The organism is Acetobacter orientalis, assembly GCF_000963965.1.
Classification (GTDB): Bacteria; Pseudomonadota; Alphaproteobacteria; order Acetobacterales; family Acetobacteraceae; genus Acetobacter; species Acetobacter orientalis.
Genome location: NZ_BAMX01000022.1, coordinates 64,359 through 86,143 on the forward strand (window position 1 = coordinate 64,359; position 21,785 = coordinate 86,143).

Here is a 21,785-nt window from a genome sequence, read left to right on the forward strand (position 1 = left end):
CAATCTCAAGGATTTCCGGTAATGGTAGCAAACCGCTGGTTTATTGATAGCGAAACCGGTGAACTGGCTGATGTGCTGCTCTGCTCGCCAGAGTACTATCAGTGGATCCCCAGTAACGATATTGCCATTCAAACAATGGCAAATGGCGGTAAAATTGACCGCGCAGCCCTAAACACACAGTTTGCTGAGCTGGTAAGCACCTTGAAAGAGGCAGATGTTACCTGCCACTTCTTAAAACCTCAGGCTGATATGCCGTATCAGGTTTATACCCGTGACAGCTCCCAAACTACGCCGTTTGGCACGGTTGTAACCCGTTTGATGCGTAAAGAGCGTGTAGCCGAAGAAAGCGAAATTCGCGCTTTTTATGCGCCAGACGAAATTTGGAAAAGCTGCACTAAAGGGCATATTGAAGGGGGTGATATTCATATCATTCGCCCTGGTTTGCTGGCAGTGGGCGTGAGTGGTGGCCGCACTGATGAGGCTGGTGCTGCAGAGTTTATTGGCTGGTTTGAAGAGGCTGGCTGGACATGCCGCATGATTCGCTTTCCGGAGCATTTTTTGCATCTGGACGTTATTTTTACCATGGTGGCAGAAAATCTGGCCATTGCAGCCGTTGACTGCTTGGCCGATGAAGATCTGGAGTGGTTCAAGGCGCAGGGTATTCGCCTTTTGCCGGTAAGCTATAAAGAAGCCATGCGCGACATGGGCTGTAACGTGCTGGCGCTGGGTAAAGACCGCGTAGTGAGTCCTTTCCATTCAACACGTATTAACGCCATGCTGCGTGCTGAAGGTTTAACTGTGCTTGACCCTGAGCTAAACCAGTTTTCTCAAGGGGGTGGCAGCATTCATTGCATGACCATGCCTTTGCGCAGGAAGTCTCTTTTGCCAGCATAAACAGCAAAACTAAGGTGTAATATTATGGCGCGGCTTATTATTAGTGCGGATGGCCCAGACAAATTTGCAATCTGGAAAGAAGCCTTTGCAAAAGCCGCGCCAGACTTAACTGTGTGCTCGTGGTACGCGCCAGAAACACACCTGTTACCGTCTGATTATGTGCTGGTCTGGAAACCAGAGGCAGACCATTACGCCGCCTTGGCACAGGCTAAAGCTATTTTGTGCACAGGGGCAGGGGTAGACCATTTGCTCCAACACCCACACTTTCCGGTTCATGTGCCGTTAGTGCGTATGGGTGGAGAGCAAACGGCGCACTTAATGGCCGATTACGTAACCTGGGCCGCTATTGGCTTGTTACGAGATGCCCGAACCTGGGCTATTCAACAAAACCAGCACCAATGGGTTTATAACGGTATTGCCCGTACCTCGGCTGAAATACGCATTGGTGTTATGGGCTTAGGGCACTTAGGGGCGTATGTTGCCACGCACTTGGCGCGCGTAGGGTTTCAGGTTGCAGGGTGGAAACGTTCTGCTGCCAGCGTGCCTAACGTGCAGGTTTATGTGGGGCAAGAAGCGTTGCCAGAATTTCTGGCAACAACAGATATTTTGGTTAACCTTTTACCCAGCACCCCTCAAACACGTGGCCTTGTAACCTACGATTTTTTGAAAAATCTACCACGTGGGGCCGGGTTTATTAACGTGGGCCGGGGTGAGCATGTTGTGCAGGCAGACCTATTGCAAGCACTCGATACCGGCTTGCTGTGTGGTGCCGTGCTTGATGTCGTAACCCCAGAACCACTGCCAGAGCAGTCGCCCCTGTGGGGGCACCCGCGGGTTACGGTTACGCCGCATGTTGCCTCAGAAGCCTCTGCTTACAAACAGGCAGAGTATGTGGCGCAGGCTATTGAACAATTAGAACGGGGCGAAAAACCCGCATTACTTTGTAACCCGCATACCGGGTACTAAAACAGTAAAGCCAAAGAGCAGATAAAGGACGTTAATATGGTTGCGCACAGCAATATGGTAATAGATGGCCCAGCCCTTTGGCGTGACCTTATGGAAACCGCTCAATTTGGAGGCACCCCCAAAGGCGGTATATGCCGTTTGGCTTTATCTGATGAAGATGAAAAAGTAAGGGCATGGTTTACCAAAACCTGCGAAAATTTGGGGTGTACGGTTACGTATGACTCAATGGGTAACCTGTTTGCCCGTAGGCCCGGTGCTCGTAACGATTTGCCCCCTATTATGATGGGTAGCCACCTTGATACCCAACCAACGGGTGGCAAGTTTGATGGTATTTTAGGGGTATTGGGTGGGGTTGCCGTACTGCGTGCATTACATGCAGCAGGTATTACAACCCAACACCCTATAGAGGTTGTAAACTGGACAAATGAGGAAGGTGCACGCTTTACCCCCCCCATGTTGGCATCGGGCGTATTTGGTGGTGTGTTTACCCAAGAGTATGCACGGGGCCGGGCAGATAAAAACGGTATAACACTTGGCCAAGCCTTAGAGCAGGCTGGTTTTATTGGGCAAGAGCCATGTGGCCAGCACCCTGCCAGCGTCTATTTTGAACTGCATATTGAGCAAGGCCCCGTTTTGGAAGCCGAGCAGAAAACCATTGGCGTGGTAACCGGCGTGCAAGCCATGCGATGGTATACCGTTACAGTGACTGGGCAAGATGCCCACGCTGGTACAACCCCCATGACCATGCGCTCAGACGCCTTGTGGGCAGCTGCCCGCATGATAGATGGTGTGCACCAAGTTGCTATAAACCATGCGCCAGATGGCTTGGGTACTGTGGGTATTGTTGACTGCCAGCCGGGTAGCAGCAATGTAGTGCCGGGGCATGTGCAGTTTACAGTAGATTTACGCCACCCGACAGATAGTGTGCTGGAAGGTATGGAAAAAGAATTTTACGAAACACTTACCAATTTGGCAGAAACATGTGGTGCGCAAATTGCCATTGAGCCAACATGGGTTTCTGCCGCTGTGCATTTTGACCCCTTCTGCCTTTCCTGTGTAGAAGAGAGTACGGAAAAATTGGGCTATTCGTCTCGTAAAATTGTATCTGGCGCAGGGCATGATGCTGTTTATGTTGCAAAAGTTGTACCCACAGCTATGATTTTTGTACCATGTTGGAAAGGCATTAGCCACAACGAAGCAGAAAGTGCCGAACCGCAAGACGCAACAGCGGGGGCAAATGTTTTGCTACATGCTGTGTTACAAGCCGATGCACAGTTACTAGCTTCTTAAAAATTAACACAATTTGTATAATGGTTTGAAAAGCGTGTGGGTTTAGGCTCACACGCTTTTTTATTAGGCTACACAAGGCAGGGCTCAGCACTATACGGGAGTGGCCGCAACATTATTGTTGGATCAGTATTTTTTGAAAACTATCGTATATAACTTGCCGTAACCATGGGTTATCTGTTGCTTTTTGCCAAAGTAACGAGACAGTATAAGACCCTAAATCAAGCGGGGTTGGGCAAAGTGTAAGCCCTGATAGGGTGGCAAGACACTGGGCTGCATGTGCCGGGAGTGTTGCAACCGCACGTGTGCCTACCAAGAAGGGCGGCAGGGCTGAAAAATGAGTGAGTGCTGAGCGTACTTGGCGTGTAAGCCCATGTTGTTTTAAAACATGGTCAACAATGCCTTCTCGTCCAGAAAATGAAACAAGCACGTGTGGCAGGGTCAGGTAGTCTTGCAGCGATAAGGGAAGGTCTATACCGCAGGCCTTTGGGTCAAGCAGGCAGGCATAACCAGATTGCCCAATCTCATGGTGTTGTAGCCCAGAGCGTAGGGCTGGTTGGGCAATTACTGCAAAATCAATTTCGCCCGCTTCAAAAAGAGATTCTACCTTATGTTTATTCGCTTGCCTAAACGTAAGAGAAACATGCGGTGCGGCTTGCGCCACTGTATGCGCAAGTAAAGGGCCTACCGCAATTTGAAAATCATCTGACATACCGATGGAAAAATGTTGGCGGCTTGTAGCGGGGTCAAAAGCGCTAATAGATGAAAAAGCCGTTTTAATAAGTGCTGTCCCATTTTGGAGTGGCTCTACCATAGACACGGCACGGGGTGTTGGCTGCATGCCGGTGCGGGTGCGTACAAATAAGGCGTCATTTGCGGCATCGCGTAGGCGCGCAAGACTAGCACTGACCGCAGACTGGCTGAGAGAAAGCCTGCGGGCCGCTTTTGACACGCTGCGCTCCTCCCACAACACTAAAAAAATGGTGGCAAGATTAAAGTCGAGCCGAGACATAATATCACTCATAGCGATTTAGAATATCATAATAATCAATTTGCCTGATAGTGGCAAAACGTTCAGTCTCTTTAAAAGCATGTTGTTTATAGGCAGAGGATATGAACATGACCCCCTTACGTGTTGCTGTTGTACAAGCCGGAACGTCACTTTTTGATACGCCCAAAACGTTAGAGCGTATGCAAGCGCACTGCGAGGCCGCAGCGGCATTAGGCGTTAAGTTGGTTGTTTTTCCTGAAGCTTATATTGGCGGCTACCCCAAGGGGTTAACGTTTGGCGCTGTTATGGGCAGCCGCTTTCCTGAAGGACGAGAGGAATATTTACGCTACTGGAAATCGGCCATTATGGTGCCGGGGCCAGAAACGGTGCAGATAGGCTCTTTTGCCGCCACTATGAAAGCGCATATTGTGGTGGGTGTTATAGAAAAAGAGGGAGCGACATTGTACTGTACGGCTCTTTTCTTTGGCCCAGACGGTGCGTTGCTTGGTAAACACCGTAAACTTATGCCCACCGCCACCGAACGACTGGTGTGGGGGCAGGGAGATGGCTCAACCCTGCCGGTGTTTGAGACGGAAGCTGGACGCTTGGGTGCCGCCATTTGCTGGGAAAATTATATGCCAGCCTTGCGGCAGAGCCTGTACGCGCAAGGCATTAATGTGTGGTGTGCTCCAACGGTAGATGAACGAGACATCTGGCAAGCCTCCATGCGGCATATCGCGTATGAAGGGCGCACATTTGTTTTAAGCGCTTGCCAATACATGACCAGAGCTGATGCACCCGAGCAGTATGAGTGCCACCAAGGGCACAACCCAGAGACGGTGCTTATTAAAGGGGGGAGTGTTATTGTTAACCCCTTTGGCGAAATTATTGCAGGCCCGGTTTATGACCGTGAGGCTATTTTAACGGCAGATATAGACCTAGATGACGTTATTCGGGCTAAATACGACCTAGATGTTGCCGGCCATTACGCGCGGCCAGATGTTTTTAGCTTGCAGGTTGATACAACGGCTAAAACCCCGGTTGCGTTTACAACGCAAGAAACAGGCCCGCTCTCCTTACCTGATGCCATAGAATAAGCCATTATTGAGGGGCGTTGTGGGGCACCACAAAGGGGCCTACATGTGCTGCGGCAGTGCTGGTTTTAGGGGGTAGTGCTGTGGCGCATCTTGTTTTTTGTCTATTAAACTCATGAAATTTGGTGCTACGTCCTTATGAAGAGAGAGACGTAGTCTAAAGGCAATGAGCGTGACAACAAAGACAAACCGTATTGCTGATGCTGGTGTGCCTAGGCGTAATAATACGCAGCGTATACTGACCGCCGCAGAGAAAATTTTTGCGGCGTATGGGCTGGCTGGGGCACGGATAGATGACATTGCCAAGGCTTGCGCGTTACCTAAAGCAAATATTCTTTACTATTTTGGCAGTAAAGAAGGGCTGTACCGTGCCACACTTGAGCGGTTGTTAGCCGGGTGGCTGGCCGATGCAGATGAATGGCTTACAATAGAACACGCCCCACGAGTTGGGTTGGAGGGGTACGTACGCGCAAAAATGCTGTTTTCGCGGCGTAAACCTGCGGCCTCTCGTTTATTTATGCATGAGCTTTTGGCCGGTGGTGGCTGTGTGCAAGACTTTTTGCGCACAACATTACGCGACTTTGTGCAAAGCAAAGCGCTTGTATTTGCCCACTGGCAAGAGCAAGGCCTATTTGCACCAATAGACCCGGCTCATTTTCTATTTCTATTATGGTCTACAACCCAAGCTTATGCAGATATGCAGGTTCAGTTTGCTGCGGTTTTAGGCCGCAAAAGCTTGAGCGTGGCAGACTTCGAAAAAGGAATAGAAACCCTTATGCAACTGGTTGATTCTGTTTGCTTGCCAAAAGAGGCAAACGGTTAAGGCAAATATGCAGCAGTCCCCCTGCACAAAACCCAAAAAACCATGAAAAATTTTGTAAAGCAGCATAAGGCTGTACAAAAAGAACAATAAGCCCACAACATACCCCAGCAATTAGAGAGAGAATTGCAAGGGGGTTAGTGCCATTTTTATACCAATAGGCGTCATTGGGGTTCATGGAATAAAGGGCGTTAGGCACTAGTTTTTGCTTTTGTACGCTGTAATAATCGGCCAATAAAATACCAATAAGCGGGGCAATAAAAGCGCCCAAAATGTCTAGAGTAAAATGTATCAGCTCTGGCCGCGTGTAGAGGTTCCAAGGCATAACAATAATAGCGCCAAGTGCCGCAATAATACCGCCCCGCCGCCATGAAAGAATATGGGGGGCAAGGTTTGAAAAATCAAAAGCAGCAGAAACAAAATTTGCAGAAATATTAATGCCAATTGTTGCCGTTAAGAATGTAGCCATACCTACAATAAGCACGGTCATACTGTTAATTTGGGTTACGGTTTCAACCGGGTCTATAATAATGCGGCCAAATACTGGTTGGGTGAGGGCTATGGTTGCAAGTGTTAAAATAGAAAAACCCATGAAATTAACAGGTAAGCCCCAGAAATTGCCCATTTTTATGTCGCGCATGGTTTTGCCGTAACGGGCAAAGTCACCAAAATTGAGGATAATGGGAGAGAAGAAAGCAATTGTAAGCGCCATAGCGTTTAAAATACCCAGCAGGCGTGGGGTAAAGCCGGTTTTTTCTACTGCGCCAAAAACATGAAAATTTATATGGCCATGTGTTTGCCAAAGCAGCCAGCCGTCAAGCGCAATCATCATGACGTAAATAGTAGGGCCTGCCCAATCAATAAAATGCCGAATGGCGTCCATACCACGCCAAAAAATACAGAGTTGCAGCAGCCATACGGTCATGAACGTGGCCCACCCAAGGGGGGAAAGACCAATAAACCCATGGTGTGCGGTATCGGCCCACGGCGCTATTTGTGGCCAGAGCTTTAAGCCGAGAATAAGGAGCGCATTAGAAGCGAGCCATGTTTGGATACCGTACCACCCCACCGCAATAGCCCCGCGTACAAACGCAGGCACTAAAGCGCCTTTAACACCAAACACCATGCGTATTGTAACGGGAAACGGCGTGCCTGATAGAAAGCTGGGTTTAGCCACCAAGTTACTGGCAACCTGCACAATGCAAATAGCCAGAATAAGGGCTACAAAAACATCTTTAGCGGGCAGGCCCATGGCAAATAGGCTACCTGCGGTAACGTAGCCTGCAACGCTATGCACGTTAGACATCCATAAAAACAAGTAATCTGGCCATGCCCAACTGCGGGTTTTAATGGGGGCTAAATCATCGTTTATCAAATGGGTATCAGTCTGGACATCTGGGGGGACGGGCATGGCGAGTCTTCCTGATTGGTGCATGTGCGGAATATATTATTGACCAAAGGGTCAAAATAACAATACGGTTTCGATATAAAATATGAGTCGTGAACAGCCCTTACGGTTAACGCAGGAAGGAAGCCCGAAGTCATGCTGCATATCAGAGGTGGAACGGTTGTAACAGCCGAGCGCACACTACGGGCAGATATTCTGTGCGATGAAGCAGGCCTTATTGCGCAAATAGGCCCAGACCTTGAAACACCTGCGGGGTATGAAGTGGTAGAGGCAGGTGGCTTGCTGGTTATGCCCGGCGGCATAGACCCTCACACCCACATGGAAATGCCCTTTATGGGCACCATTGCAACAGATGACTTTTATACCGGCACAGCAGCCGGGCTGGCCGGGGGTACCACCAGCATACTCGATTTTGTTATACCCGGTGCAGGCCGTACCCTACTGGATTCTTGGCGCGCATGGCGTGACAAAGCAGACAAAGCAGCCGCAGATTACGGCTTTCATGTTGCCATTACCCATTGGGACGACCAAGTCCATCAGGATATGGAAACCCTAGTGACCTCTTGCGGGGTGAATTCTTTTAAGCATTTTATGGCGTATAAAAATGCCCTGATGGTGGAAGATGAGGCGTTTTTGCACTCCATGCGCCGTGCAGGAGAGTTGGGGGCCATTTGCACCGTGCATGCTGAAAATGGCGATGCCGTAGCCTACTTGCAAAAAGATCTTCTGGCGCAGGGCCGTACTGGGCCAGAGGCACACCCGCTTTCTCGCCCGCCGAGTGTAGAGGGTGAGGCAACACAACGTGCCATTACGTTGGCAGGCTTATTAGGCGTGCCCATTTATGTGGTGCATGTCTCAACCGAGGAAGCAACCAACGCCATTGCGCAAGCCCGCATGAATGGCCAAGAGGTTTATGGTGAGGTGTTACCCCAGCATTTGGTGTTTGATGACCAAGTTTATACAGCATCAGATTGGTTGAAAGCAGCACGTTACGTTATGAGCCCACCTTTTAGGCCAGCGCACCACCAAAAAGCATTATGGGGTGGTTTAATGTCTGGCCAGCTCCATACAACGGCCACAGACCATTGCTGCTTTTGTAAGGAGCAAAAAGAAGCAGGCCTAAACGACTTTACGCGCATACCCAATGGTACGCCGGGTATTGAAGACCGGATGAGCGTTTTGTGGCACCATGGCGTGGCCACCGGCAAACTTACGCCTGAGCAGTTTGTTGCCCTGACCTCTACCAATACGGCGCGTATTTTTAATATGTACCCCCGTAAAGGGGCGTTGGCGGTTGGGGCTGATGCCGATATTGTTTTGTGGGACCCAACAGGCACCCGCACTATCTCTGCTGCAACGCACCACCAAAATGTTGATTATAATATTTACGAAGGTATGACAGTAACGGGTATTGCAAGAAAAACCATAAGTAATGGTAAAGTGGTTTGGGATAATGGTGACTTGCGTGCTGTGCGTGGGGCAGGGCGGTATTTGGAGCGCCCAACGTATAAACGCCAGCCACGTTACCCTTTATAAGGGGTTGGTGGGGGCGGTAACGCGCTCCTGTTGTTTAGCGTAGTCGAGCGAGGCTTGATTAAAAACAAAAGGTAGGCAGGCGTAGCGCTTACCTTTTGTTACAGGGCGCACGGCATGTAATAGAGCGGTAGAGAAAATAATAGCGCCACCCGGCGGAGGGCAAAACCCCCGAGCTGAAAATTCAGGAAAAAACAAATCGCCGCCTTCAAATCCATCATTTAAATTGAGTGATACCGCAAAAAGCCTGTGCATAGCGCCTGGTACGGTGTTGTCACGATGGGGGCCAAAGCAACCTCGTTCTTCTGCGTTGTAACAACTTAAAATCATACGATCCATGCCTGTAACATCGCACTGAAAAACTTTGCGTATTTCAGGTACAACACGCCTTATTATACGAGCTTGCAAATTGCGTACAAGTGATGGGTCGTTTAAGGCGCAGTCTCTGCGCCGTTTGAAAGAAAAATTATCTGCATTAACTGCTTTACGCTCATGGTTTTGAGTTAATACACCAGAGATATGTGACGGTTGGCTGTTGTAATATTCTATTAACGTTGTGCAAAAGCTGTGTTCCAAAACGCCCTCTAACAGTAAAGCAGGCACTGGCCCTTCTTGAAAAGGCTTCGCATTTTGTAGGAAGTTTTTGATAAAATTGAAGTATTTTTCGCTTGCCTCTAACACGCATTTAACCCGCAGCATGGGGTCAACCACAACCCAAGTGAGCATATTAGGTGCAATACCATATTGGGTATGAACCTGCTTATTGGAATCAAATATTGTAAAATATTCTTTTTTATTAGCTAACGTTTTTTCTTCGTCTAGTGGGTTGGTGCTTATAATAAAAAGTTCTAGGCGGCCAGATGCTTTTAAACTGTATAAGCTACTGAGTGCATTTATAGCTTTCTGAGTGGCCTCTATTTGCAAAGAGGGACAAAATAAAAGAAGCGAATAGCGACCTGCCGCCATATCAAAACTATAATGGTGCCAATCTGTATTCGCGCGCTGGGTAAAAAGGGGTGCAGGGTCGCCGGGAAGTATCATGGATACAAAGCTTTCATGGTAGGGTCTTGCAGACAGAGTAAATTCTCTTGTCCGTAATATTCAAGAATTATCATGAGTGGTTGTTACATTTGTTCCACACCATCAGATAAAATCTAACCAAATAGTCGAATTTACGTTGCTAACCCGGATCGAATCATCATATCGTTCCGCGGTCGGTTCGATCTTTTAAAGAGGAGGCCCTTTCCAGTCTTTTAGACCCCCATCTGCCCCGCCCCCTCTTGCTCTGGAGCTCGAAAGGCTATGCCTCTCATTCGAACATCTGCCACGCATCTACTTTTAACCGGAACGTTTTTGGGTTCTGTTCTGCTTTCTCATGCAGCATCGGCACAAAGTGCCCCTACACATACAAAGCCAGTTCATCGTGCGGCACCTAAAAAGATTAAGCGTAATTATGGCCCGGTAAGTGCTACAAACTCACCTGAAGAAATACAGGTTGCAGGGTCTACAACCGTGCAAGGGGTTACACGCCACGCGCCGGGTGGTGGTCTTATGCGTGTGGAGTCTCGGGCCGGAACAATCCAGTCTGTAACACGAGATTTTATTGCAAAGCAGCCACCTTCTGCTAACCCTGTGCAAGTATTGGCACTGACCCCGAGTGCTTATGTGGCCCTTACAGAGCCTTACGGCATAGCTGGGGGTAATCTTATGCTCCGTGGTTTGCCCGGAGACCATGTCGGCTGGATTTATAACGGCGCCCCAGTGAATGACGTGGGCGATGGTGGCTTTTACGCCAACCAGACTTCTGATGGTGATAACCTTAAATCTGTATCCTTAATGCCGGGCTCTGCTGATATTGATACGCCTAGTATTTCTGCCGCAGCGGGCAGTGCGTATGCAGAGCTTATTGACCCATCGCACAGGCGTGGGGGCTTTGTAGATTTTTCTTACGGTTCTTATAATATGCACCGTGAGTTTGTGCGTTTAGAAAGTGGGGATATTGGTAATAGCGGCTTCCGTGCTTTTGCGTCTTTCTCCAACACAGCGGCAGACAACTGGCGTGGGCCGGGTAAGTTTACCCGTAAGCATGTTGACTTTAAAATGGTTAAGGATTTTAGCCCAGATAGCCATTGGAGCCTTAATGCGAGTTATAACACCAATAATCTACAGCTCGACATGTACCCCACCAAAGAGCAGTTTGATAAATACGGTAAGCATTACGATTTTTCATCTAAATATGACCCCAATAATAAAACAAGCTACCATAAATATGGGCTAGATGCTTTTCAGAACATGATTGCTTCTGCCCCGCTCTCTGTTAAATTAGCAGAAGGGCTGCGGTTTGATGACACGCCCTATTTGTGGTGGGGTTCTGGTACAATTGGCGGTGTCAGTACTGTAACAGATGGCCAGACTTTCTCTGGTAACCAGCCTGTTAATGTTGATGTTGCAAACGGCACAACAGTTTATACGCCGCTTTATTTTAGCTACCACCGTACAGGTAACAACGCCAAACTAACATGGAAACAAGGGGTTAACACCCTTACCTTTGGGTGGTGGTTTGAATGGTCTCGTACCAACCAGTCTACCCCTGTGTCTTATATTAACCAGCAAAATGGTGGCCCTGCGAATATTTATGGTGATTACGGGCCAAATATTTATAAAACGCAGGAAGGTAACCGTTGGTATTTGAATAACCACAACACCTTTACGCAAGTGAACATGCTTTATTTGGGCGATAAGCTAAGCCTACTGCATGATAAGCTGGAACTTCAAGCTGGTTTGCGGGTGGCTATGGTTAACCGCAAGGTTGATAGCTACGTGCCTAATATTCAACAAAAGCGTGCCCAAAACGTTTTTGAGCCGTTGCCCCAATTTAGTGCCAGTTACCGGTTTAATAGCCATCATCAACTTTATGTTTTGGGCACCACTAACTTTAAAATGCCTAACAACAACACTATGTTTGAGCTGTATAACCTTGATGGCTCCATGTCTACAGCGCCCTCTGCTAACGTAAAACCCGAATATGCGATTGAAGAAGAAATAGGCTACCGCTACCACGATGACCTATTTGTGGGTGAAATTTCTTTCTTTAACTATAACTTTACCAATAGACAGATGAGTGTGCTGAGCTACTTTGGTAGTGCACCAATGTCTACCACAATGAACGTGGGTAACCAGACCTCTCGCGGGGTTGATGTGCAGTTCGGTACGCGGCCCATTTTTGGGCATTTCCGTCCTTATGTAAGTTTTGAATATCTGGATGCGACAACAGACTCCAATATTCATTATTTGAATGATGATTTGCGGACAAAAGGGAAACGACCAGTAGGCACCCCGCACGAAATGGGTGCGCTCGGCATTGACTGGGATAACGGGCATATTTTTGCGAACTTGAACCTCAAATATATTGGGGCCCAGTACGCAACGCTCGTAAACGATGAAAAACTACACCCCTATATTACGGATACGGTTACTCTTGGGTATAGGTTTTCTAACAAATGGCACCTTCGTGCACCTCAAATCCAGCTTAACTTCCAAAACCTAGCTGGCTCTCTCTATCGCAATGGTGTGTATTCTATGTCTCCGTTTGCGCATGCAACAACGGGGGTAAATGGTACCAATTATGGTGCGGGTTCTGCGCCAACTTATACATTGTCTCCGGGGTTTGCGGTTTCATTCTCGCTTTCTACCGGTTTCTAAGGTTTCCTACTTTTGCCCTGTTTGATCCTGCCTGTTGCCACAGGCAGGATTTTTTTTGAGGGCATACACAAGTTCAGCATGCAGTCTTTTTTTATAAAAGCTGAAAAGATGGTCAGAAAAACGTTGCGCAATCGTCTCTTTTGATCTTATCGTTACGAAATCGGAATTTCATGGAAGCAGCAGTTATGAGAATCCCAGATACCATCTGTGGTCGCCTGAGTGAGGGAGAGCTGGCAGCCAATTTTGCTGATGCTCACCCCCCTCTAACGCATGCTCAAGCAGTAATAGAAGCAGAGCGCTGTTTTTATTGCTACGATGCCCCTTGTGTGCAGGCTTGTCCTACCAGCATTGATATTCCTAAATTTATCAAGGCTATAGCCACCAACAATATGCAAGGCTCTGCACGGACTATTCTGGAGTCTAATATTTTGGGCGGGGCTTGTGCCCGCGTGTGCCCAACAGAAATTCTGTGCGAACAAAAATGTGTGCATACCGCGCGCGAAGCCGGGCAGGCTATCCGTATTGGTGCATTGCAGCGCCACGCCACAGATTGGCAGATGGAGCATGGTGGCCAGCCTTTTACGCGTGCTGTTGCAACGGGTAAACGTATTGCCGTTGTGGGGGCTGGCCCAGCAGGTTTGGCGTGTGCGCACCGCCTTGCCATGCATGGCCATAATATTGATTTGATTGATACCCACACCTTGCCAGGTGGCCTGAACGAATACGGCGTTGCCGCTTACAAACTGGCAGATGACTTTGCTCAAAAAGAAGTAGATTTTCTTATGGCCATTGGAGGGATTACCTTCCAGGGTGGGCTGTCACTTGGCAAAGACTTTACCGTTGCCCAATTACGCAAAGAGTATGATGCTGTTTTTCTTGCTGTGGGCCTAGCTGGCGTAAGAGCCATGGGTATTGAAGGTGAACAGCTTGATGGCGTGATGGATGCCGTTACTTTTATTGAAACTCTGCGCTCACAAGACAAAAAGACCGTGCCAGTTGGCCGCAGGGTTGTGGTTGTGGGCGGTGGTAACACGGCGGTTGATGCTGCGGTGCAGGCACGTCGCCTTGGTGCGGAAGATGTGTTTTTAGTTTACCGCCGTGGTCATGAGCAAATGTCCGCCACCACGGTTGAGCGGGAGTGGGCACAGACCAATGGCGTTACGGTTAAGCTGTGGGCTTCTCCTGTGCGTATTGTGTCTGAAAACGGTGTTTTGCGCGGCGTAGAGTTTGCCCGAGGTGCCATTGGCCCAGATGGTAGCATTGCCTACAACCCCGCCGACACCTTTATTATTGAAGCTGACATGGTGTTAAAGGCCGTAGGCCAGACATTTTTATCTACCCCCTTACAAGCAGATACCATAGCCATAAGTGGTGGCCGCATTTTGGTAGATGACCAGTACCAGACCACAATGCAGGGTGTTTTTGCGGGTGGTGACTGTACGCCGGGTGAAGACCTGACTGTTGCTGCCGTGCGTGATGGCCGTGATGCGGCAGAGGCTATTCATGCCATGCTCTCTCAAAATTCTGGCCAATAAAGGATAGAAACAATGGCTGACCTGCGCACAACTTTTGCCGGTATTAAGTCTCCTAACCCTTTTTGGCTGGCCTCTGCCCCCCCAACAGATAAAGCCTATAACGTGCGCCGTGCGTTTGAGGCGGGCTGGGGTGGTGTTGTCTGGAAAACTTTGGGTGAAGACCCACCCGTGGTTAATGTAAGCTCTCGTTACGGGTCGCTAAACTATAACGGCAATCGTTTAATGGGGCTTAACAATATTGAGCTTATTTCAGACCGCCCACTGGCCGTTAACCTTGCAGAAATTAAGCAGGTTAAACGAGACTACCCAGATAGAGCGGTAGTTGTCAGCCTTATGGTGCCCTGTGTTGAAGAAAGCTGGAAAGCCATTCTACCGTTGGTTGAAGAAACGGGGGCAGATGGTATCGAGCTCAATTTTGGCTGCCCACATGGTATGTCTGAGCGAAATATGGGGGCTGCTGTAGGGCAGGTTCCAGAATATGTTGAAATGGTTACGCGGTGGTGTAAGCAATACACCCGTATGCCGGTTATTGTTAAACTTACCCCTAATATTACCAATATTCTTATGCCAGCACTTGCTGCCAAACGGGGTGGGGCAGATGCCGTTTCTCTTATCAACACCATTCAGTCTGTTATTGGTGTTGACCTAGACCAAATGGCCCCCATGCCTGTTGTAGGCGGTAAAGGCACACACGGTGGGTATTGTGGCCCAGCCGTTAAACCTATTGCCCTGCGTATGATTGGTGACATTGCCCGCCACCCAGAGCTGGCTGGTATTCCCATTTCTGGTATGGGTGGTATTGGTTCTTGGCGTGATGCCGCAGAGTTTTTAGCAATGGGTGCGACGACATTGCAGGTTTGTACGGCCGCAATGCACTATGGTTTCCGTATTGTTGATGACATGATAGATGGTCTTTCTAGCTGGATGGATCAAAAAGGGTATGCAGATATTCCCTCTGTTAGTGGGCAGGCTATTCCACGCTTTGTTAATTGGGGTAATTTAAACTTAAAATTCAAAACACTTGCAGACATTAACCAAGATGCCTGCATTGGGTGTGGCTTATGCCATATCGCCTGCGAAGATACATCGCATCAGGCTATTTCAAAAACACTTGTTGATGGCAAAAACCATTATGAAGTGATTGATGAAGAGTGCGTAGGCTGCAACCTATGTGCGCATGTTTGCCCCATTGATGATTGTATTACCATGCAACCTCAGCCTGTAGAAGGCGAGCTGACATGGCCAGAGCACCCCAATAACCCTAACCGGGTTACAGCGTAAATTACGGTTTGAGTAGTGTATTAAAGCGGAGAAAAGGTATGTCTCAGGTAGGTTTTACAGGTAAAAATAATAACCTTTGTGTAGATGGTCAGGCACTTTGGGCAGACCTTATGCAAACAGCAGAGTTTGGTGGCACACCTAAAGGGGGTGTAAAGCGCCTGACATTAACGCACGAAGATAAGCTGGTGCGTGACTGGTTTATAAAAACCTGTAAAGAGCTGGGCTGTACAGTTTCTTATGACTCTATGGGCAACTTGTTTGCCCGCCGTGCTGGGCAGGATAATACGCTTGCTCCTATTACTATGGGTAGCCATCTTGATACGCAGCCAACGGGCGGTAAGTTTGATGGGATTTTGGGTGTATTAGGGGGGCTGTCGGTGCTCCGTGCGCTGCATAAATCTGGTTATGTAACACGCCACCCTATTGAGCTTATTAACTGGACAAACGAGGAAGGCTCACGTTTTTCTCCTCCCATGATGTGCTCAGGCGTTTTTGCTGGTATTTTTAAAGAAGAAGATATTCTGGAAAAACGTGACCGTGCGGGCATTCGTTTTCAAGACGAATTAGAAAAAATTGGTTATCGGGGTGAGGAAAAATGCGGTGAGCACCCTCTGGCGGCTTATTTTGAGTTGCACATTGAACAAGGCCCAATTTTAGAGTCTGAAGAAAAAACGATTGGTATTGTTACAGGTATTCAGGGTGCGCGGTGGTATGAAGTAACCGTAACCGGCAAAGATGCCCACGCAGGCTCTACTCCTATGCCGCTACGGCACGATGCACTGGTAGCCGCCGCAGGTATGATTACGGCTACCAGTCAGGTTGCCAAAGCGCATGCTCCCTCTGCGGTAGGGACTGTTGGTCTTTTGGAAAACCGGCCTAATAGCAGCAACGTTGTGCCGGGTGAGGTTTTCTTTACTATTGATATTCGCGACCCTAACGATGCGGTTGTGCTAGAAATGGAAAAAGAACTGCTGGCTCGTATTAAAACGATTGCAGAAGAAAACAACGTGAGCGTAGATGTTGTGCAGATTTGGGATGCCCCTGCGGTGCATTTCAACAAAGATTGTGTTGCGATAGTTGAACAAGCTGCAACAGAGGGCAAATATCTTGCCCGCCGTATTGTTTCTGGCCCCGGCCATGATGCAGGTTATATGGCACACGTAACCCCAACTGCTATGATTTTTGTGCCCTGTAAAGATGGCCTAAGCCATAACGAAGCTGAAAGTATTTTGGAACAAGATGCAACAGCAGGCGCAAATGTTTTACTTGAAGCCGTTTTAAAAGCTGATAGCTTTTTTAATAAAGCGGAGTAGTAATTTTTAGAGCCTAACCGACACGCGTTCTTTTGTTAAAACACCACAGGCCAACGCCGAAAGGGCATTTGCAGTGAGCAATTTTGATAGTGTGGCAACAGTAAAAAAGGGCACTTACTGGCAGCCCTTTACCGCAAACCGGTTGTTGCAGGCCAACTCACCCCCTCGTACTTTGGTCGCTGCTAAAGGCGCCTATTACGAGAATGTTGAGGGCCAGAAACTGTTTGATACGCTGTCTGGCTTGTGGTGTACTCCCCTTGGGCATGCTCACCCTTTAATTGCGGAAGCTGTTAAAAAACAGGTCGATACACTCGATTTTGCTCCCTCTTTTCAGATGACGCATAATAACGCGCTCTCGCTTGCGCAGCGTATTGCAGATATGGCCCCAGAAGGCATGAACCACGTGTTCTTTGCTAATTCTGGCTCAGAGTCTGTTGATACGGCACTCAAGGTCGCGCTTGGTTACCACCGTATTAAAGGGGCAGGAAACCGCTTTCGTATGATCGGGCGGGAGCGGGGCTACCACGGTGTAGGTTTTGGCGGCATGTCTGTTGGGGGTATTCTCTCCAACCGTAAAATGTTTGCGCCGTGCATGATGCCCGGCGTAGATCACCTGCGGCATACTTACGCACCAGAGCATATGGCCTTTACCCGTGGGCAGCCAACATGGGGAGCAGACTACGCCGAAGACCTAGAGCGTTTAGTGGCTTTGCATGATGCCTCAACCATAGCGGCTGTTATTGTAGAACCTGTGCAGGGGTCTACAGGGGTTATTGTGCCGCCACTTGGCTATTTACAACGCCTGCGTGAAATTTGCACAAAGCACGGTATCCTTCTTATTTTTGATGAAGTTATCAGCGGTTTTGGCCGTATGGGTGCGCCATTTGCCGCACAGCGTTTTGGCGTTACACCTGACATTATTACCTTTGCTAAAGCGGTTACAAACGGCATTGTGCCCATGGGCGGGGTTATTGTAACAGACGAAATTTATAAAACGTTCATGACCGGCCCGCAAAACGCCATTGAGTTCTGCCATGGTTATACTTATTCGGGCCACCCCTTGGCTGCTGCCGTCGGTCATGTTGTGCTAGACGTTATGGAAAGCGAAGGCTTGTTTGAGCGTGTTGCGGCTCTTGAGCCTGTGTTGGAAGATGCCGCCCATAGTCTGGCCGATGTGCCGCAAGTGGCAGATATTCGTAATATTGGCCTGACCGCAGCGATTGAGCTCAAACCTGCACAAGAAGGTGTTGGCGTGCGTGGTTTAGCCGTGTTTGAAGAAGCGCTCAAACAAGGGCAACTGTTGCGCGTAACCGGTGATATTATTTCTTTCGGGCCGCCCTTTATTGCAACAGAAAACGAGCTAAAAAATATGATGCAAACTGTGCGTAAAGTCATTGAAACTGTTGGTTAATGCAGCTTGTAAAATATTTCTTGTATAATTGTTAAAAAGGAAAAAAGTTATGCCTTTGCTTCATTTTCACCTTATTAAAGGGAGCAGAACAACAGACGAAGTGGGCACTCTGCTTGATGCTGCTCATGGTGCCATGTTGGCTGCTTTTAAAGTGCCAGAACGTGACCGGTATCAACTTGTGTCTGAGCATGATGCAACACACATGATCATTCAGGACACTGGGCTTGATATTCCAAGAACAAACAAAGTTGTTTTGCTGCAAGTGGTCTCACGCCCACGGCCGAAAGAGCAAATAGCAGAATTTTACCGCTTATTGGCAGAAGCACTCGAAACAAAATGTGGGCTTAAACCGTCAGACTTAATGGTTTCAATTGTTCAAAATGCAGATGAACACTGGAGCTTTGGCTGGGGCCGTGCCCAGTTTTTAACTGGGGAGCTATAATTTAATTATTTTTACATTTTACCACTAAGAATAATATAGATTCTTAGTGGTGTTTTTATAGTTTTTCTTCCTAAAAGGCACATGGACTTAATCGGCATTATAACCCTAAGCTCATTATTCACTAAATTATTGAACTGAGCGGGTTGTTGTGTTTCAGAGACCTGCGATGGAGGTAGGTCTCTGACTGGTATGTCTTTGCGATCTGAAAAGTAGATGGAATGGATTAAGCCGTATTTTCCTCTGGTGCATGTCGTTCTGCGTGTGGGCCAGAGCGCAGGGTCTAATATACTACTCGTGCGGTATGAATTACTAATGTGTAGGTTAGTAATTCTGTAAATCACTTTCTGGGTCAGCCAGCACTTCTATTGGTATAGATGCAGAGTTAACCACTAACCGTCGGAGCTTGCGTAAGGCGCGTGTAGAATTAATTGCTGTGATCCCGCAAATAGTAGAGCCATCTAAATGAAAAATGAGACAACCCTCAGTGTCCGGGTTGCCACGTACAACCTCGCTTGTTCCTAGTGGGTTACCTATTACTTGAATGTTGAGATCATACTGGTCTGTCCAGTAAGAACCAAGGGTGGAGTAATCATCTGGTGCACCAATCATAGCTTTGGCGACGTGTGCACCATGGCTGGCTGCATGTTGCCATGTCTCATCACGACGTTGCGTGCCGTAATGTATATTATGATGAAACGCGACCTCTCCAGCGGCGTAAATGTCTGTAATCGTCGTTCTGCCTTGTGCATCTACTTTAATACCAGCAGGAGTAACGTCAATTCCTGCTAGTGTGCTCAGTTCGAGTTCTGGGCAGACACCCACCCCCACAACAACGAGATTAGCTAAAATCTGAGTGTCATTAGAGAGTGAGAGGCAATATCCAGAATGACATTTTTCTACGTTTATGATGTGGGTATTGCATAAAATTCTTACGTCATGTTCGGTATGTTTTCTGGCTAGAAAATGAGCGAGAAACGGACTGCCAGAACGCCCCAGAGGCCTTTCCCCTGTCTCTATAACTGTTACCGTAAGACCTTGTGTTGCTGCTGCAGCAGCAACTTCTAGGCCAATAATGCCAGCACCCACAATAACCATGTTAGCGTCTTGGGGGAGCTTTTCCATATCATCTTTTAATCTTTGCGCATCGTTTAAGGTGCGCAAATAATGAATGCCGGGTGATGCGTATGGGAAAAGAGGGAGTGTTCGCGCGCGAGATCCCGTTGCTAAAAGTAGTTTGTCGTAAGTGAGGTATGTATTATTGGAGAGAGTTAAAACGTGGCCATGTGGGTCTATGCTTGTGGCTGAAACACCTAGCCTAAGATCGATGTTATTGGCCTCATAAAATGTCTTGTCTCGGAGTAAAAAAGTAGCGGAGGAAGAACTTGCCGTAAGGGCCTCTTTGGAGAGCGGTGGTCTGTCATAAGGCATAGTATTTTCACGGCTTAATAAGACAATTCCTCCTTTGAAGCCGTTTTCGCGTAAGGCTTCAGCTGCAGATACACCCGCCACGCCGGCCCCTACAATGACAATTCTCTTTTCTTCCACTTTTTAACTCTCATTTGCGTGCCAACATGGGTGGCTGATTTCTTTACTGATCGTAATTTAAATCATCAGCAAAAATTACAAAAACAGGATTCTCACTCACATATGTCAGATAACGTTTTTCGCGACAAGGGAGGAAAAAATGATATTCAACGTAAAATAAGGAAAAATTATATTTTACATTCGAAATGAAATGATTATATAATTTGGGCTGGCTGATGAAAGCAAATGGAAGGTAGTCATGAAGAAATAAGAATTTCTGAATTAATAAAAAACTTCACTGTAATCTGCCATATAAAAATATTAATATTTTTCAATAATAATTTGTTTATTTTCAATAATAGTGTATTTTTATTCACATATTAGTTTGTAATTGATTTTCACTTATACAAAAGAGAGTGAAGTAAAGTGTTCGCCTGTCTTGGTGGTAAGCGTGCTTCTGTTACGTCAATCTGGGTCAAATGACGTATGAAGCTCTTATGGATAATGAGGTAAATTCTTCACTAAAGTAAGGCTTGGAGGTGGAGATGAGCGGAACTCGCGTTGGAAACAGAGTGATTGGATCGCAAGCTCCTGTCACGGTTGGCTGGGACAATATACCAAAAGTGGAGGGGGGAAAGGTTAAGCAGTTTGTCTTTACCTATTTTCAGCCTGCAATGCTCCTTGGCTTAATTATTTTTTGGTATTATGCGCCTAATTCTATAGCCACAGCAACAACCGCCATTGGTATTGGGGTAGGCTTTCGAGTGCTCTTGATGGCACTTGAATGGGTAAACCCACGTTATGAAAGTTGGCGCTTAACATGGAAAGAGCTGGTTACAGACCTTTTCTATGTAGGTATTGGCTATACTTTTCTACGTATTGTAAATAGTTATATCGGTAGCGATGCTGTAATAGATTTTATTCAATTGCATCTCCATTTTGACAAATTTACATGGTTTCTTGTTCTGCCCCTTTTGGTTCAGGCTTTTCTTATTTCGTTTATTTTTGATTTTGGTCAGTACTGGATGCATCGTGCAATGCATACATGGTACCCATTGTGGTTACCGCATTCAGTCCATCATTATGTTACTCAATTAAATATTAATAAGGGTGCCGTTGGTAATCCGACCGAGTTGTTTCTTATAGGTCTTGGGTTGGGTGGTTTTTTTGATTTTTTACCCCGTGCAGTTTTGCTGGCTGGGGCTATGTCTATGGCTATTGGTGAATATCAGCACATTAACGTGCGGTTTAACACACCGCGGTGGTGGAGGTATTTATTTAATACAACAGAGCATCATAGTTTGCATCATGCGCAAGATTATGAAGCGACATGTAGTAATTACGCGAGCGTTTATATCTTCATAGATAGAATGTTTGGTACCTGTGTTGATGGTGAGGCAGAATTGCTTGGTACAGAAGGAGGGCGTCGCCTAACAATTGCTGAGCAAATGACTTATCCATTCACCAATGGTTGGCGCTATTATAAAAGGAAATTCAAAAAAGTAACTAAACAGTGGTTTGGTGAGAAGGCTCGGCAATAACTCTTATATGGCTTTCTACTTCAGCGTAGTTTGAAAAAGGACA

General features: G+C 47.4%; 17 protein-coding genes. 13 read left to right on the forward strand and 4 right to left on the reverse strand.

The genetic code is table 11. The features are described 5' to 3' along the window. The first annotated feature begins 21 nt into the window (after positions 1–21). The 3 genes from Abor_RS08885 to Abor_RS08895 are packed head-to-tail and all read left to right on the forward strand — an operon-like array spanning position 22 to position 3,150. Positions 22–894, forward strand: a complete 873-nt coding sequence (locus tag Abor_RS08885; protein WP_048841508.1) for a dimethylarginine dimethylaminohydrolase family protein — start codon at positions 22–24, stop codon at positions 892–894. A 24-nt stretch (positions 895–918) separates the two neighbouring features. Next, positions 919–1,860: a 2-hydroxyacid dehydrogenase gene (locus tag Abor_RS08890; RefSeq protein WP_048841509.1), complete on the forward strand. Its 942-nt coding sequence runs from the start codon at positions 919–921 to the stop codon at positions 1,858–1,860. 36 nt (positions 1,861–1,896) lie between these two features. After that, positions 1,897–3,150: a M20 family metallo-hydrolase gene (locus Abor_RS08895; protein WP_048841510.1), complete on the forward strand. Its 1,254-nt coding sequence runs from the start codon at positions 1,897–1,899 to the stop codon at positions 3,148–3,150. 112 nt (positions 3,151–3,262) lie between these two features. On the opposite strand, the gene Abor_RS08900 is transcribed toward Abor_RS08895, so the two are convergent. Next, positions 3,263–4,171, reverse strand: coding sequence for a LysR substrate-binding domain-containing protein (locus Abor_RS08900; protein ID WP_048841511.1), 909 nt, complete (start codon positions 4,169–4,171; stop codon positions 3,263–3,265). Between the two features lie 95 nt (positions 4,172–4,266). Between Abor_RS08900 and Abor_RS08905 the strand changes: the two genes are divergently transcribed. Next, positions 4,267–5,235, forward strand: coding sequence for a carbon-nitrogen hydrolase family protein (locus tag Abor_RS08905; protein WP_048841512.1), 969 nt, complete (start codon positions 4,267–4,269; stop codon positions 5,233–5,235). Positions 5,236–5,398: 163 nt separating this feature from the next. After that, positions 5,399–6,055 (forward strand): TetR family transcriptional regulator C-terminal domain-containing protein, encoded by a 657-nt coding sequence (locus Abor_RS08910; RefSeq protein WP_048841513.1) that lies wholly within the window; start codon positions 5,399–5,401, stop codon positions 6,053–6,055. On the opposite strand, the gene Abor_RS08915 is transcribed toward Abor_RS08910, so the two are convergent. Then, positions 6,006–7,463, reverse strand: coding sequence for an NCS1 family nucleobase:cation symporter-1 (locus tag Abor_RS08915; protein ID WP_048841514.1), 1,458 nt, complete (start codon positions 7,461–7,463; stop codon positions 6,006–6,008). The two genes, Abor_RS08910 and Abor_RS08915, sit on opposite strands and share 50 nt — an antisense overlap. A gap of 132 nt (positions 7,464–7,595) precedes the next feature. Here Abor_RS08915 and hydA point away from each other — a divergent pair, with 132 nt between their 5' ends. Next, positions 7,596–8,996 carry a dihydropyrimidinase gene (hydA, locus tag Abor_RS08920; protein WP_048841515.1) on the forward strand — a complete coding sequence of 467 codons (1,401 nt, stop codon included), beginning with the start codon at positions 7,596–7,598 and terminating at the stop codon, positions 8,994–8,996. Here hydA and Abor_RS08925 read toward each other — a convergent pair. Further along, the gene (locus Abor_RS08925) at positions 8,991–10,034 is read right to left on the reverse strand and encodes a 2OG-Fe(II) oxygenase (RefSeq protein ID WP_048841516.1); all 1,044 of its coding nucleotides are present in this window, start codon (positions 10,032–10,034) and stop codon (positions 8,991–8,993) included. The genes hydA and Abor_RS08925 overlap by 6 nt on opposite strands. Positions 10,035–10,295: 261 nt before the next feature. Here Abor_RS08925 and Abor_RS08930 point away from each other — a divergent pair, with 261 nt between their 5' ends. The 6 genes from Abor_RS08930 to Abor_RS08955 all read left to right on the forward strand — a co-directional run bounded on the left by Abor_RS08930 (position 10,296) and on the right by Abor_RS08955 (position 18,677). Beyond that, a complete protein-coding gene (locus Abor_RS08930; RefSeq protein ID WP_048841517.1) occupies positions 10,296–12,695 on the forward strand; it encodes a TonB-dependent receptor in 2,400 nt (799 codons plus the stop codon). A gap of 185 nt (positions 12,696–12,880) precedes the next feature. Beyond that, the gene (locus Abor_RS08935) at positions 12,881–14,230 is read left to right on the forward strand and encodes an NAD(P)-dependent oxidoreductase (RefSeq protein WP_048841518.1); all 1,350 of its coding nucleotides are present in this window, start codon (positions 12,881–12,883) and stop codon (positions 14,228–14,230) included. Positions 14,231–14,242: 12 nt separating this feature from the next. Further along, positions 14,243–15,511: an NAD-dependent dihydropyrimidine dehydrogenase subunit PreA gene (preA, locus tag Abor_RS08940; RefSeq protein WP_048841519.1), complete on the forward strand. Its 1,269-nt coding sequence runs from the start codon at positions 14,243–14,245 to the stop codon at positions 15,509–15,511. A 38-nt stretch (positions 15,512–15,549) separates the two neighbouring features. After that, entirely contained in the window at positions 15,550–16,824 is a 1,275-nt protein-coding gene (locus Abor_RS08945) for a M20 family metallo-hydrolase (protein WP_048841520.1), read from the forward strand. Positions 16,825–16,897: 73 nt separating this feature from the next. Beyond that, a complete protein-coding gene (locus tag Abor_RS08950; protein WP_048841521.1) occupies positions 16,898–18,235 on the forward strand; it encodes an omega-aminotransferase AptA in 1,338 nt (445 codons plus the stop codon). A 49-nt stretch (positions 18,236–18,284) separates the two neighbouring features. Beyond that, a complete protein-coding gene (locus tag Abor_RS08955) occupies positions 18,285–18,677 on the forward strand; it encodes a tautomerase family protein (protein WP_048841522.1) in 393 nt (130 codons plus the stop codon). A 321-nt stretch (positions 18,678–18,998) separates the two neighbouring features. Here the strand turns inward: Abor_RS08955 and Abor_RS08960 are convergent, their stop codons facing one another. Next, a complete protein-coding gene (locus tag Abor_RS08960; protein ID WP_048841523.1) occupies positions 18,999–20,222 on the reverse strand; it encodes an NAD(P)/FAD-dependent oxidoreductase in 1,224 nt (407 codons plus the stop codon). A 524-nt stretch (positions 20,223–20,746) separates the two neighbouring features. Here Abor_RS08960 and Abor_RS08965 point away from each other — a divergent pair. Next, positions 20,747–21,742 carry a sterol desaturase family protein gene (locus tag Abor_RS08965; RefSeq protein WP_048841524.1) on the forward strand — a complete coding sequence of 332 codons (996 nt, stop codon included), beginning with the start codon at positions 20,747–20,749 and terminating at the stop codon, positions 21,740–21,742. The last annotated feature ends 43 nt before the right edge of the window (positions 21,743–21,785 follow it).